Annotated in this window: 16 protein-coding genes and 1 tRNA gene; 6 read left to right on the top strand and 11 right to left on the bottom strand. The window is 61.9% G+C overall.

The genetic code is table 11. The features are described from left to right. Positions 1-81: 81 nt before the first annotated feature. Positions 82-342 carry a hypothetical protein gene (locus tag ACP7B9_RS00635; protein WP_425859825.1) on the top strand — a complete coding sequence of 87 codons (261 nt, stop codon included), beginning with the start codon at positions 82-84 and terminating at the stop codon, positions 340-342. Positions 343-416: 74 nt separating this feature from the next. On the opposite strand, the gene ACP7B9_RS00630 is transcribed toward ACP7B9_RS00635, so the two are convergent. The 3 genes from ACP7B9_RS00630 to ACP7B9_RS00620 form a co-directional block, all read right to left on the bottom strand. Continuing rightward, positions 417-1,130, bottom strand: coding sequence for a hypothetical protein (locus tag ACP7B9_RS00630; protein ID WP_425859823.1), 714 nt, complete (start codon positions 1,128-1,130; stop codon positions 417-419). A gap of 92 nt (positions 1,131-1,222) precedes the next feature. After that, positions 1,223-1,307: transfer RNA gene (locus tag ACP7B9_RS00625), tRNA-Tyr, on the bottom strand. A 193-nt stretch (positions 1,308-1,500) separates the two neighbouring features. Beyond that, entirely contained in the window at positions 1,501-1,827 is a 327-nt protein-coding gene (locus ACP7B9_RS00620; protein WP_425859821.1) for a hypothetical protein, read from the bottom strand. A gap of 242 nt (positions 1,828-2,069) precedes the next feature. Here ACP7B9_RS00620 and ACP7B9_RS00615 point away from each other — a divergent pair, with 242 nt between their 5' ends. Continuing rightward, positions 2,070-2,558, top strand: a complete 489-nt coding sequence (locus tag ACP7B9_RS00615) for a YajQ family cyclic di-GMP-binding protein (RefSeq protein WP_425859820.1) — start codon at positions 2,070-2,072, stop codon at positions 2,556-2,558. Between the two features lie 198 nt (positions 2,559-2,756). Next, a complete protein-coding gene (locus ACP7B9_RS00610; RefSeq protein WP_425859818.1) occupies positions 2,757-3,533 on the top strand; it encodes a VOC family protein in 777 nt (258 codons plus the stop codon). Positions 3,534-3,585: 52 nt separating this feature from the next. On the opposite strand, the gene ACP7B9_RS00605 is transcribed toward ACP7B9_RS00610, so the two are convergent. The 4 genes from ACP7B9_RS00605 to ACP7B9_RS00590 form a co-directional block, all read right to left on the bottom strand. Continuing rightward, positions 3,586-4,254: a response regulator gene (locus tag ACP7B9_RS00605; RefSeq protein WP_425859816.1), complete on the bottom strand. Its 669-nt coding sequence runs from the start codon at positions 4,252-4,254 to the stop codon at positions 3,586-3,588. Then, the gene (locus ACP7B9_RS00600; RefSeq protein ID WP_425859814.1) at positions 4,251-5,483 is read right to left on the bottom strand and encodes a sensor histidine kinase; all 1,233 of its coding nucleotides are present in this window, start codon (positions 5,481-5,483) and stop codon (positions 4,251-4,253) included. The genes ACP7B9_RS00605 and ACP7B9_RS00600 overlap by 4 nt, the downstream gene beginning before the upstream one ends. A gap of 94 nt (positions 5,484-5,577) precedes the next feature. After that, entirely contained in the window at positions 5,578-6,288 is a 711-nt protein-coding gene (locus ACP7B9_RS00595; protein WP_425859812.1) for a histidine phosphatase family protein, read from the bottom strand. A gap of 48 nt (positions 6,289-6,336) precedes the next feature. Continuing rightward, entirely contained in the window at positions 6,337-6,825 is a 489-nt protein-coding gene (locus ACP7B9_RS00590) for a GNAT family N-acetyltransferase (protein ID WP_425859810.1), read from the bottom strand. Between the two features lie 145 nt (positions 6,826-6,970). Here ACP7B9_RS00590 and ACP7B9_RS00585 point away from each other — a divergent pair, with 145 nt between their 5' ends. Further along, the gene (locus tag ACP7B9_RS00585) at positions 6,971-8,095 is read left to right on the top strand and encodes an aminotransferase class V-fold PLP-dependent enzyme (RefSeq protein ID WP_425859809.1); all 1,125 of its coding nucleotides are present in this window, start codon (positions 6,971-6,973) and stop codon (positions 8,093-8,095) included. Between the two features lie 37 nt (positions 8,096-8,132). On the opposite strand, the gene htpX is transcribed toward ACP7B9_RS00585, so the two are convergent. Both htpX and ACP7B9_RS00575 read right to left on the bottom strand, forming a co-directional pair. Beyond that, on the bottom strand, positions 8,133-9,002 hold the full coding sequence (gene htpX, locus ACP7B9_RS00580) for a zinc metalloprotease HtpX (RefSeq protein ID WP_425859807.1): 870 nt from the start codon (positions 9,000-9,002) through the stop codon (positions 8,133-8,135). Positions 9,003-9,085: 83 nt separating this feature from the next. Next, complete coding sequence (locus ACP7B9_RS00575) at positions 9,086-10,366, bottom strand: MFS transporter (protein WP_425859806.1); 1,281 nt, start codon at positions 10,364-10,366, stop codon at positions 9,086-9,088. 85 nt (positions 10,367-10,451) lie between these two features. Between ACP7B9_RS00575 and ACP7B9_RS00570 the strand changes: the two genes are divergently transcribed. After that, positions 10,452-11,240, top strand: coding sequence for a hypothetical protein (locus ACP7B9_RS00570; protein WP_425859805.1), 789 nt, complete (start codon positions 10,452-10,454; stop codon positions 11,238-11,240). A 44-nt stretch (positions 11,241-11,284) separates the two neighbouring features. Next, positions 11,285-11,671 carry an ankyrin repeat domain-containing protein gene (locus ACP7B9_RS00565; protein WP_425859804.1) on the top strand — a complete coding sequence of 129 codons (387 nt, stop codon included), beginning with the start codon at positions 11,285-11,287 and terminating at the stop codon, positions 11,669-11,671. Between the two features lie 80 nt (positions 11,672-11,751). Here the strand turns inward: ACP7B9_RS00565 and ACP7B9_RS00560 are convergent, their stop codons facing one another. Both ACP7B9_RS00560 and ACP7B9_RS00555 read right to left on the bottom strand, forming a co-directional pair. Further along, positions 11,752-13,218 (bottom strand): catalase, encoded by a 1,467-nt coding sequence (locus tag ACP7B9_RS00560; protein ID WP_425859802.1) that lies wholly within the window; start codon positions 13,216-13,218, stop codon positions 11,752-11,754. Between the two features lie 2 nt (positions 13,219-13,220). Further along, positions 13,221-13,688, bottom strand: coding sequence for a Fur family transcriptional regulator (locus ACP7B9_RS00555; RefSeq protein WP_425859801.1), 468 nt, complete (start codon positions 13,686-13,688; stop codon positions 13,221-13,223). Position 13,689 lies beyond the last annotated feature (1 nt).

Raw genomic sequence — 13,689 nt, 5'->3', positions numbered from 1 at the left:
GCGAAAAGTCACACCGAGTTCACAGCCGGTTCATCTGGCGAGCGCATGATGGCGGTGTTGACTCGTTTTAAGGAAGCAGCGATGACTTTCACCCAAGGAGAACCCATGACCCGCCGAATTCACCACCGTACTTTTATCAACCCCGACAACAACGAGGTCTGGCCGGCCATGGCCCGGGACGAGCCCGTGGCGCTGGTCAATGAGCGCGGCTGGCGTCTGGAGGGACGCGTGGAGACACTGTCCCACGACCGCCAGTGCCTGTGGATTCAGCTCAACTCCGGCATGGGCCGCCAGCTGATCCATCACCAGGACGGGTTCGTGCTGGACCAAGACGCCTCGTAACAGAAACCCTCACGCAAAATGAATTGCCCGGTCCCTCGCGGGGCCGGGCAATTCTTGTGTGGCTTCTGGTGGTTCTAGTCCTCGGGGCCAATCATCGAGACGAACTCCCGCGCCTCGGCCTCGCCAATGTCGGCGTGGCCGCGCAAAAGGCGAGCCGCGTCGTCGTATTTTCCGGATTGGGCCAGGTCACGGATCTGCCGGAAAATCTGCTCGTTCAGACGGGTGCTGGCCACCTCGCGGACGTCCCCACCTTGGGAAACGATGGCACGGTAGCGATAAGTACTGGGCGCGGGGCTCTGCACAGCCGGTACGTCAGCTTCCGGCAGTTCGGGGGCTGGCGTCTGTGCCGGTGCCTGTGCCGGTGCCGGTGTCGGTGTCGGTGCTGCGTTCACGATGTCCTCAACCGTGAGCGGCCCCTCTTTGATGGCCGGAGCCGGAGCCTTCTCCGGAGTGGGCTGGGGAAACTGCGCGAGTGCCGCAACAGCTGCCGCCGAGTCGCCAAGGTTCATGCGCGTGGCCGTGCGGTATTCCTTCACGGCGTTGAGCACCTGCCGCTGGGCAATCAAAGAGTAGACCCGCCGGTGCGTTTCGGGGTTCAGCCGGGCACTGGCGGCTTCGGCATTTTCTCGGGTGATTTCACGATCCGCCTTGGACGACTTGCGTCCTCCCCGGTCAGTGCCCAGATCAGTTTCCTGCCCGGACTGGCCGCGCCGCCTCATGACCTTGGATCCAACAATCACGGCAAGAACGATGACCAGCACAATAACCAGGGGCACGACGTATTCCATGCCTTAACTGTAGTTCGCCGCGGGGCGCCACAAACACCCAGAACACAAAAAACCCGGAACCAAAGCACTAGGTGCTTGGTCCCGGGTTTCCCTGGTGGCAGATACTGGATTCGAACCAGTGAAGGCGTTGCCAGCTGATTTACAGTCAGCCCCCTTTGGCCGCTCGGGTAATCTGCCATGGCCTGCCATTCCCAAATTACATCGGGTCTGGCTTGTGCCCCCACGAAGTGGAAGCACTAAAACAATACAAGGTATTTGCCCAATAATCGAATCGAGATCCCTCATTACCGAAAAATTGCCCAAAAACTGTCCAAAAAAGTTCCGAAAACCGCTAAAAACCGACCTTCGGCGCCCATCAAGAGCCCGGCGACTACACGTCGTCCTGGATTCTCTTGACCAATTGCCGTTGCAGGAACGCGGCCTGCTCAGCGGTGACCTGGTGCAAGGCCACAGCCCGTGCCAGATCCTCCTGGACACCAGCGATCCGGCTCGACGCGGAGTTTGGCGGTGACCCAATAATGCTGGCCGGATCAAGGGTCGACGCCGAGGCTCCGGCAAGTCCCGGGCCGGCAAGAACCGCAGCGGCCGCCAGCGTGACGGCAGCCATGGTGGTTCCTACGGTCTTCTTAGCAACCCGCTTCTTGCCAACCCGCTTGCGAGTGGCAGGTATGGGGTGCGTGTTTTCTTCCGTGGTCATTTGTCCTCCTGATGCTGACGGTCTCATCACCAACAACTCTGCCCCGCCCAAATGTATGCCCGCCTGCGAAAACCTTTGAAGACTCTGTGAGCACCCCAAACCTCGCTTCGCCCCACCCACGCCCCTCGGGCGCTAACGCTTACCGCCCTCCCTAAACCTCGCTTCGCTCGCTTTGGGCCCCTCGGGCGCTAAGCTTGGTGGCAAATCAACCATTTATTTTTTGTGAACACGTGGAGGAAAACATGGCTAGCGAATCAACGTTCGACGTCGTCAGTAAGGTCGACAAGCAAGAGGTCGCCAACGCTCTGCACCAGGCCCAGAAAGAAGTAGTCCAGCGCTACGACTTCAAGGGCGTCGGTGCCGAGATCGATTTCAGTGGCGAGAAGATCCTGCTCAAGGCCAATTCCGAGGAACGCGTCATGGCAATCATGGATGTCTTCGAATCCAAGCTGATCAAGCGCGGCATCTCCCTGAAGTCCTTGGACGCCGGCGAGCCCTTCGCCTCAGGTAAGGAATACCGCCTGGAGGCTGAGATCGTTGAGGGCATCGCCCAGGACATCGCGAAGAAGATCAACAAGTTGATCCGCGACGAAGGCCCCAAGGGTGTGAAGTCAACCATCCAGGGTGACGAACTGCGCGTCAGTTCCAAGAGCCGAGACGATCTCCAGGAAGTCATGGGCCTGCTGCGCAAGTTTGAGGAAGCGGACCTGCAGTTCGTCAACATGCGTTAATTGCCGCTCCCCCAGCAACACCAAAAAGCGCTTGCCACTGAATTGCACCGAATATGGTGCAGCATTCAGCTGGCAGGCGCTTTTTGCTATTGCCCACAAGACCTTCCGGGGCATAGTCTTCCTTTGCCTGTAGAAACATGACTTTAGAAACGTGCCCATAGAAATATTTTCCACAATTGAGCGAAGTTTGGAGCCGCAATGAACCCTCAGGGAATTCCCGCAGGAGCACCATGCTGGATCGATTTGATGACCTCGGATATGGCCAGGTCGCAAGAGTTTTACGCCGCATTGTTTGGTTGGAGCTATGAGACGGGTGACGCCGAAAAGTACGGTGGCTACACCATGGCTTTCAAGGACGGCAAAACCGTCGCCGGTCTCATGCAGAGCCAGGAGGACGGTGACGGCTACCCGGACATGTGGTCCACCTACCTCCGCGTGGACAACATCGAGGCAACAATGGACGCAGCCAAGAACGCCGGCGCCATCGCATACATGGAGCCCATGGACGTTCCCGAGCAGGGCAAGATGGCCATGATCGGCGATCCCGGCGGAGCCTCCATTGGCATGTGGGAATTCGGTGGCCACACGGGCTTTCAGGCCCATGAAGAAGCGGGAGCAGCCGCCTGGCACGAGCTCCACAGCAAGGACTACGCCGCCGTCGTCGACTTCTACAAGGACGTTTTTGGCCTGCAAACCTCGGTCATGAGCGATTCCCCCGAGTTCCGCTACACAAACCTTGTGGATGGCGACAAGGAATTGGCCGGCATCATGGACGCTGCAGCCTTCCTGCCCGATGAGGTCCCCTCCAGCTGGCAGATTTATTTCCAGACGGACGACGTCGACGCCACCATCGCCAAGGCCCTCACCTTGGGTGCCACGATCATCAACGACGCCGAGGATTCCCCGTACGGGCGGATTGCTGGGCTCACCGATTGCACGGGCGCCATGTTCAAACTGGTGCAGCCGCTGGACTAACTTTGGCGAAATTACCCGCGGGCGGGGCTGTGGCCCGCGGGTAATTTCAGGCTCAGCTTCCGGGTTCAACCAATCCCGTGTCATAGGCCAGGACCACGGCCTGGACGCGATCGCGCAGTTCCAACTTCGCCAGAATCTTGCTGACATGTGTCTTCACGGTTTGCTGGGCAATGAAAAGCAGGGCAGCAATTTCCTGATTCGAGTGGCCCCTGCCAATCAATGTCATCACCTCGAGCTCACGCTCCGTGAGCCCTGCAAGCCGATCACGCGAAAGCGCCGGCCGGGCCCTGGAGACAGCAAATTGCTCGATCATACGCTTCGTCACGGAGGGCGCTAGGAGCGCTTCTCCCGAGGCCACGATCCGCACGGCGGCCACTAGTTCATCCGCCAACGCGTCCTTGAGCAAGAATCCACTCGCGCCGATTCTGAGGGCGTCGTAGACATAGTCATCCACGTCAAAGGTTGTCAGCATCAGCACATGCGTCGTGTCAGCATCAGGGGTTTCCGCCAGGATCCGCCGTGCTGCCTCCAAACCATCCATGACGGGCATCCGCACATCCATCAACACCACGTCGGGGTGGTGGACGGCGGACAGTTCCACGGCGATGGCACCGTTTTCAGCCTGGCCCACCACCTCGATGTCATCCTGGGCGCCAAGCAGCGCAGCGAATCCTTCTCTCACCATGGCCTGGTCGTCGACGACCAGCACTCGAATGCTCATGGCTGGGCACGTCCCTCGTTGTTGTTTTTCGTTTTTCCCGCTGAGTTGTTGTTGGCACCCAGGGGAAGCCGGGCCGTGACTGAGAATCCGCCGTCGGGCGTTGGAACACAAGTAACCGAGCCGCCCACAATGGCCGCACGCTCGCGCATTCCAATCAATCCCTGTCCCACGTGCGATCCCTTGTCCAACTGGGCCATCAGTGCGCCCACATCAGAACTGGAGTTAACTACCTGAACACGCAGGCAGCCGCCGGAAATCTCAAAGTCCACGTGCACGGTAGCCCCCGGCGCATGCCTAATGACATTGCTCAGCGCCTCCTGCACAATGCGGTAGGCAGTCAGGGCGATCACCTCACCAATGTCATGCTGTTCGACGCCGGACAACTCAGGTTCCGGGATATGTATCCCCGCCGAGCGGGCCGAGGCAAAGAGCTGCGGGAGATCACCAAGGGTTGGCTGCGGCCCCAGCTGGGGGCCCGCGTCGGAGTTGCGCAGCGAGCCGAGCATGCTGCGCATTTCGGTCATGGCGCGCCGAGAGTTTGCGGCAATGTCATCAAATTCTTTTTTTAGCTCCTCGCTGAGCCCTGGATGCCGGTAGCTAGCGGTGGTTGCTTGAACCACCACCACCGACATTCCATGGGCCACCACGTCATGGAGCTCGCGGGCGATGCGAGTGCGTTCCTCTGCCAACCTGCGTCTGGACTGTTCCTCGGCACTGACCGTGCGTTCAGCGGCAAGTTCCGTACGCATATGCCGCCACTGCTGAGCCACCACGGCCGCCACCATGAGCCCGCCCGATACCGCCGCGAAAATGACGACGTTATTCTGGGCGCCTTCGGTCTGCCCGTGGGGCATGGTCACGTAATTCAGGGAAACGCCAATGATGACGCTGGCCAGCCACGCTCCAGCCGGGACCATCCAATGGGCGCGCAGCCCGGCCACACAGATCACCAGGACCTGGGTGATGATGGCAACCACGCTGAAGGGCATCGGCGCCGCACCGACGGGGTCCGAGACCAACGGCAACACGGCCATGGGAACCAGCGAGACAATGACGCCGGCAAGGGGGCGCGCAGCCGTCAGCCCCAGTGAAGCCGCGTGAAGAATGGCCAAGCCCAAGGCGAATGGCAGGACCATTTGGTACAGGCTCATGTTCAGGGGTGCGCCGACGGCAAGGAGCGCGATGCAACCGGCGGCCGTGCCCAGCCACACCCAGCTAATTCCCTTCATCCGCCACAAATTCACGGTACTGAAGGGCGTCGGGGTGTGAGCGGTGCCTGCGGTGCCCGGTGAGGTATCCGATTCGCCTGAGCGTTGGCGGTTCTTAATGATCTTGCGTCCCGCTGGCACCGGCGCGGAGGGCGGAGCCCGCATCCGTGGTGATTTCCGCCGTGGGGCCATCGGCATCCAGCCCGTCAAGCCCACCGGCCGGGGCGCCCTGCCATGAATGGATGTGCCACCCACCGGGGGCGTTGTTGCCCGTGGGCTCGCCGTCAAGGGTCACGATTCCGGTGTTGGAGAGGTCGTGGTATTTCGCGTCCGACCAGTCGATGTTGATCCCGCGGTGACCCGCCCAGAAACGGATCATGGCGCCGTGACTGACCATGGCCACGGTCTCTTCAGAGGCGGCTTCCTCAACCACTGCGTCAAAGCGCTCCAGCACCTCATAGCCGCTATCGGCGCCGGGCATCCGTACGGATAGGTCCCCGCCGAGCCATGACTTCACGGCATGGAGATACGCCTCTATCGAGGACAGGTCGCCCTTCATTTCGAGGCTACCTGCGCTGATCTCCCGCAACCCATCCCGCATCAGCGGCTCGAGTGCGCGATCGGCGGCAAGCGGCGCAGCAGTCAAGGCTGTGCGGGTCAGGTTCGAGATGTAGAGCGCATTAATGTCTTGACCGGCCAGAGCCGCCGGGACGGCCGCCGCCTGTAACTCCCCCAAGGGCGTCAACCCGGGTCCAGGAATGGCGGTGTCCAGAAGACTGCGCACATTGTTCGGTGTTTGTCCGTGCCTGATCAAGATGAGTCGCATGATTCCATTCTGTACCACTGAGCTGATCTGTGGGTCCGCGAGCCAGGCTCAGCGCAAACGCTGGTACATCACATGCAAGCCCACCAGACCGTCGTCGGGGTGATCGAAGGCCTCCGGGACGGTACCGATGATCTCGAACCCGAGTGACTGCCATAGATGGACGGCCGGGTGGTTGGACTCCACGACGGCATTGAACTGGATGCCGTGGTACCCCTCCTCGCGTGCCCAGTTGATCATGTACTCGCCCAAGGCCCGCCCAACGCCCCGACCTTGATGATTCGGGTCAACAAGGAAAGCCGCGGTGGCAATGTGTGCGCCGCGGCCGGGCCGGTTGGGACCCATCTTCGCCGAGCCGATGATTTCCTGCCCGTCGAGAGCAACCACTGTCTGCCCCGGTGGCGGCTCCATCCACCATGGCCGCGCCTCGTCGATGGTTTGGTTGGGCGGAAACGAGTATGTTCGCCCGGCATCCATGGTGAGCCGGTAGAACTCATAAATACGGGCCCAATCCCCGTCGGTGCACACTCTGATGTCCATGGGAATGAGTCTAACTATTGCGAGGCTGCCGTCCCCGGCAACACAGAGTTACCGGCCTCATGAGCTAACGTTTTGTGCAACCGGTGTGAATGACGGCTGGACGTCGCCGCCCGGATCGCCCTGTTCCGCGCACGTCAGGAAGCCCATGCAACGCACCGAAACACTTCCCGCCAGCTATCTCGCTTCCTTTAATGAACAGCCCGGATACCTGAACTTCGCCAGCTTTGGCCCGCCTTCGCAACCTGTCCTAGCGACCGCCGCAGCACTGATGGCCGACGCCGCTGAGGGTGCAGTGGGCGTCAGCGATCGCCTTCACGGCGAGGACGCACGGGCGCGTGCTTCTTTTGCCCGGCTGACCGGGTTTGGCCTGGAAAATATCAGCCTGCTACCGGCCACCTCCTACGGGTTGTTCCAACTTGCCTTTGGTCTGAAAGGGAAAGTTCTGGTCAGCGCCGGCGAATTCCCGGCCAACACGTATCCGTGGCTGCGAGCGCAGCAGGCTGGCCTGAATGAGATGGCGGTCATGGGAGGGAGCCTGACCCTCGTCACACCCGAGCTGGTGGCCAAGGAGCTCACTGCCGATGTCACGGCCGTTGCTGTCAGCGCCGTTGATTTTCAGACCGGGTACCGCGCCGATCTGGCCGGCATCCGTGAGGTGATCGGGGCGGATCGATTGCTGCTGGTGGACGGCATCCAGGGATTTGGTGTCATTGATCAGGATTGGAGCGTTGCCGACGCCGTGGTGACGGGCAGCCAAAAGTGGGTTCGCGGCGGGTGGGGATCCGGGGCCATGGCGTTCTCCGCTGCAGGCCTGGAACGGATCGCACCGACGCTCGGAGGCTGGACCGGCGTCGAGCATCCTTCCCAGTACGACGGCGTTGTGCACGCCTCGCGCTCTGACGCGGGCAAGTTCGGTATTTCAAATCTTTCGCCCTTTGCCGCCGGATCCTTTGCAACGGCTCTTGAGCTGATCGAGGAGGCCGGGATCGGCGCCATTGCCGCCCGCGTTGCGGCCACCACCGCGGTTTTGACGGAGAAATTGGAGAACGCCGGAGTGGACGTTCTTTCGCCGCGGGAGGACGAGCAGCGGGCCGGCATCGTGGTGGCCGGGTTCCCTGAGGGCAATGCCGCACAGGCTCATCAGGCACTGGCGTTGGCCGGGATCTCCGCGACTCTCCATGGGCCGCACCGCATCAGGTTTTCGGCCCATGCAACGACGGATGCAGAGTCCCTGTCCCACGTGGCGTTGATCCTGGCCAGCTTCGCGTAACTACCGCCCCAAGCGGGCTGCTCTTATAAAAGGGCTGTTACTGAAGCGGGCGGCCAGCCATCTTCTCCAGCCGGGCAATTCGCTCGGCCATGGGCGGGTGGGTTGCGAACAGCTTCTTAGCCCCGCCACCGCCGAAGGGATTGGCAATCATCAGGTGGCTGGCGTTGACGAGCTTTTGCTCTTGCGGCAGCGGCGCGATCTGGACACCGCGTTCAAGCTTTCGCAAGGCTGAGGCCAAGGCCAGTGGGTCCTCCGTGAGCTGTGCGCCGTCTTCATCGGCGTCGTATTCGCGGGTGCGGCTGATAGCCAGCTGGATCATGGACGCCGCCAAGGGCGCCAACAGGGCCATGGCGATCATGGCCAAGGGGTTGGCGTTGCGGCGGTCCCCGCCACCGAAGAACATCATCATCTGCGCTACGGAGGTGATGACACCAGCCACCGCTGCCGCCACGGAGGAGGTGAGGATGTCGCGGTTGTAGACGTGCATGAGTTCGTGGCCCAGGACGCCTCGCAGTTCACGCTCATCGAGAATGGTCAAAATCCCCTCGGTGCAGCAGACGGCGGCATTTTTGGGGTTGCGCCCCGTAGCAAAGGCATTGGGAGCCTCCGTCGGTGAGACGTAGATGGCCGGCATGGGTTGGTTAGCCTTCGCGGAGAGCTCCCGAACGATCCGGTAAATCACGGGAGCCTGCGCCTCCGTGACAGGGTAAGCCTGCATGGACCGAATCGCTATTTTGCCGCTGTTCCAATACCCGTAGGCCGTGGTTCCAACACCAATCAGGGCAAAGAGCCAGAGCGGCGCCGTACTGCGGGTCCCCGCGGCAATGACACCACCAACGCCCAGCAGGACCGCCCACAGCACACCAAAGAGCGCTGTGGTCTTGAGTCCATTGAAATTCTTGCGCACGGGTGCGGCTCCTTGCTCGTTCCTACGTACAGCTCGATACTACGTACAAGTAAAAACGTACCGGGTTGGTGGCTTGTTCCCACTCACGGTTCCGGGTGGCGGGCGTCATAACGCAGGAAACCGCGCTGCCAAAACGCCAAGGCCCAGACGGCGGCAATACACAGCACGCCACCAATCACGGCCGCCCACCCCTCACCGCGCCACTGGCCCACGGTGCCGGAAAACACGTCTCCGAGCCGGGGTCCGCCCGTCACCACAACGACAAAGATGCCTTGCAGCCGTCCGCGGAGGTGGTCAGGAGTTGCCGATTGCAAGATCGTGGAGCGGAACACCGAGCTGATGGTGTCCGCCACCCCAGCCATCACCAAAGCGGCAACCGCACCCACAATCCACGGCGAGGTCGCGCCGTCGTCCGTGTGACCACCGGCCAAGACGGAACCGCCCAGCGCGGCGATGGCCGCACCCCACAGAGTAATGGACCACACCACGGCCAGGCCCTGGCGCCGGACGCCGCCGAGCGGTCCGGAGAACAGGGCGCCGAGGAAGGAGCCCGCGGCGATCGAGGCCAAGAGGATGCCGGCCGTTTGCTCGCCACCACCCAACCAGACCGCGCCGATGGCGGGTAGCAACGCCCGCGGAAGGGCAAAGACCATGGCGCACATGTCCACGAGGAACGTCATGCGCACATTCTTGCGGGTGCCAAGGAACGCGAAGCCTTCCAACACCGACTTGAACCCTGCGCGTTGCACACCGCCGGCACGGGGCAAGGGCGGCAGCGGCGGAAGTTTGAAGAGCGCCCACAGCGAGGCCGTGAACGTCAGCACATCCACCGTGTACGTCCAGCCGTAGCCGATGTTGGCTACCAGGATGCCCGCGAGCAACGGGCCGATGGTGGTGCCAAGTCCCATCACGATCATGCTCAGCGCGTTCGCCGAGGGCAGCAGTTCCGGGCGCACCAGCCTGGGCACAATGGCGCTGCGGGCCGAACCGTTGACCCCTGCCGCCGCCGATTGGATAGCGATGAGCCCGTAGAGAACACCAACGTTGCCAAGCCCAAGCCAGGCCTGCAGCGCGATGCAGACGGTCACGAGCCACAGCACCGTTGAGGAGGAGAGGGCCACTTTGCGGCGGTCGTGGGTGTCCACGATGGCGCCGCCGTAGAGCCCCGCAATGACCAGCGGGATTAAGGCGGCCAAGCCCAACATGCCCACCGACAGGGTGGATCCGGTGAGTTCGTACACTTCCAGGCTGACGGCCACCACTGTCAGCTGCGTGCCAATAGAGGAGAGCCCGTTGCCAATCCAGAGCCGCCTGAAGGCAGGACTTTCTTTCAACGGGGTTATGTCGGCGAGGAGTTTTGGCACTGCTCAAGCCTAGTCCTGTCGCTGGCCGCATCAGTTATGCTGACAGTGCATCCATGCTGCGCTGATCCGTTGGGAGGGGATTACCTTGGCTCCGATTCGCACGCACCTGCATTCATCCACGTTCTGGAGCGTTAGCAGGCCCAAATTCCCGCTCGTTGCCGGGCACTTCGTCATCCGCCTTAACGATCCCTCCATAGCGTTCGGACGCGAATCAGCCGCCGACCTCCTGCGCTGCTATGGACACCTGCGCGGCGCACTGACGGAGCTGGCCGGAGCCACGGCAGCACACCTCTACATAGCCCTTCATTGGCAGCCCGTCGGCGACGCCATTGGCGAACCGCTGGCTGAGACGTCCACGCCGACCCTCCACGCCTTCTTCGCTTTCCCGGACAGTACGACGGCGGCTGCCGTGCTCCGCTTACCGGCTCACGAACGCGTGGCGGTCCAGGACACTCTGGAGCTGGACGAGGCTCTGCGGTCTTGGCGGGGTTCTGCTGGGGCTGCTGAGGCTGCTGGGGCGCAGCCCGGCGAAGACAGCATCCAAGAATCCGCGGACCGCGCATTTCAGATCGAGGCCGTGAGCCCCGACTCAAGCGAATCCTTCCGCGGCGGACACTGGACGGCAGTTCCCTGTTCAGTTAATTCATTATTTGATCGCATGGACCCGGACTCACTTGTGGAGTTGGCTGGCACCATGGAGGGCCTGGCCACCAGTGCGGTTCCGCCTTTTCAAGGCATCACCTCGTGGGTCACCGATGCGTGGGCAACCTCCGCACCTGCGACGATTCATATCTTTGCCCGCCACCATGGCGATGAACGCCAGCAGGTGGCCAGCTTTGTCGCTGACGGCGGGCTTGATTTTCCTTTGGCATAAGGACGGCAGAGGAATACTGGCGGCCCATCGCCTACTGTGGAGAAATGACCAATGACTCAACTCTCAACGAAGACCAGACTGCTGCAGTCACTGCCCTTGCCATGGATCTTGCTCGCGAAGGGAAGTCTGCCGAACTGGCGGAGTTCCTTGACCACGGACTCAGCGTTGACGTCCAGGACCCGGAGAGCAATACCCTGCTGATGCTGGCCGCTTACAAGGGCCAGGCCGATACTGTAGCCCTGCTGATCGACCGGGGCGCAAACGTTGACATCCGTAACGCCCGGGACCAGTCCCCCATTGCCGGAGCCCTGTTCAAGGGTGAGGATGCTGTGGTTGCGCTGCTCGTGGTGGCCGGAGCCGATCTCGATGCTGGCACCCCTTCAGCCCGCGCGGCCGCTGCCATGTTTGGCCGCGAACACCTGCTTGACTAGCTTTTAACGCCGACGACGGCGGCACCTTAGCTTCCGCGAAAAGCGAAAGTTAAGGTGCCGCCGTCGTACGTCTTTAAGGACTAAGCCTTGGACGCCTGGTGGGCTTCGATGGCCTTGCGGACACCCGCGCCGTAAGCCGGATCGGCCTGGGTGCAGTTGAAGATGTGGCGCTCGATGGTGGCCTCGGAGGCTCCATCGATGGCGCGGGCGGTGTTCTCGAACAGCACCTGGCGCTGCTCTTCCGTCATCTTTTCGCGGAACAGGATGCCGGGCTGCTCAAAGTAGTTGGCATCGTCTTCGCGGTAGTTGAAACGGTCACTAACGGCGCCAATGGCCTGTGCCGGATCGGCGTAGGCGGGCTGTTCCGGCCAGCGGCCGTAGGAGTTCGGCTCGATGCCCGGAGTGCGGCCCTGGTTGCCATCAACACGGCCCTGGCCATCGCGGTGGTAGGTGTTGACGTTGTTGCGCGCCGCGTTGACGGGGATCTGGTGGTGGTTCACGCCGAGGCGGTAGCGGGCAGCATCGCCGTAGGAGAACAGGCGAGCCTGCAGCATGCGGTCCGGGGAGAAGCTGATTCCGGGGACAACGTTGGCCGGTGAGAAAGCAGCCTGCTCAACGTCGGCGAAGTAGTTCTCGGCGTTGCGGTTCAGTTCCCACTCGCCAACCTCGATCAGCGGGTAGTCCTTCTTGGACCAGACCTTGGTGAGGTCGAACGGGTGGTACTTGTACGTCTCGGCGTCGGCCTCGGGCATGATCTGAACCATGAGCTTCCACTTCGGGAAGTCACCATTCTCGATCGAGTCGAACAGATCGCGCTGGCTTGACTCGCGATCGGCGGCAACGAGTGCGCCGGCCTCGTCGTCGCTCAGGTTCTTGATGCCCTGCTGGGTGACGTGGTGGAACTTAACCCAGGAACGCTCGCCTTCGGCGTTGATCAGGGAGAAGGTGTGCGAGCCGAAGCCGTGCATGTGGCGGTAGCCATCCGGGATGCCGCGATCGGACATGACGATCGTGACCTGGTGCAGGGATTCGGGCAGGTTGGTCCAGAAATCCCAGTTGTTCTCGGCGCTGCGCAGGTTGGTGCGTGGATCGCGCTTGACGGCGCGGTTTAGGTCGGGGAACTTCAGGCCGTCTCGGAAGAAGAACACGGGGGTGTTGTTGCCCACCAAGTCCCAGTTGCCTTCGTCGGTGTAGAACTTTACGGAGAATCCGCGGATGTCGCGCTCGGCGTCGGCAGCGCCGCGTTCGCCGGCAACGGTGGAGAAACGAGTAAACAGTTCGGTCTGCTTGCCAACCTCGGAGAAGATGCTCGCCTTGGTGTACTTGGTGATGTCGTTGGTGACCGTGAAGGTACCGAAGGCGCCGGAGCCCTTGGCGTGCATACGACGCTCGGGGATTACTTCGCGGCTGAAGTGGGCCAGCTTCTCCAGGAACCAAACGTCCTGCAGCAGCATCGGTCCGCGGGGACCGGCCGTGAGGCTGTCCTGGTTATTGGCGACGGGCGCGCCAGCGGCGGTGGTCAGCGGCGCGGTGTTTTCGATAGTCATCTTTACTTATCGCTCCTAGCGGTAGTTAATTCTTTGTCATTCAGAAGTCGTTTGGCGGTGCAGTCAGGGCAGGTGCCCCAGTAGATAACCTCGGCCTCATCAATGCTGAAGCCATGGCTGTTCGAGGCATGCAGGCAGGGTGCAGCGCCGAGGGCGCAATCCACATCCGCAATGTCTCCGCACGTGCGGCACACCACGTGGTGGTGGTTGTCCCCCACTCGGGTTTCAAAGCGTGCGGGCGAGCCCGAGGGTTCGATGCGCCGAACCAACCCGGCCTCAACCAGTGCCGCGAGCACGTCGTAGACAGCCTGCTTGGACACGCTGCCCAACTCCGCGCGAGCGGCGCCAATAATGGTGTCCGCGTCGGCATGCGGCGCCAGAATGACTGCGCCAAGAACAGCAACACGGGGGCGGGTTACGCGCAGCGACACTGCCCGCAACATCTCCTCGAGCTTTTGTTCATTGACCATG

It is taken from the genome of Arthrobacter sp. TWP1-1 (assembly GCF_049897845.1).
GTDB lineage: Bacteria > Actinomycetota > Actinomycetes > Actinomycetales > Micrococcaceae > Specibacter.
Note: the sequence above shows the minus strand (reverse complement) of the source record. Positions and strands in the feature narration are given on the sequence as shown.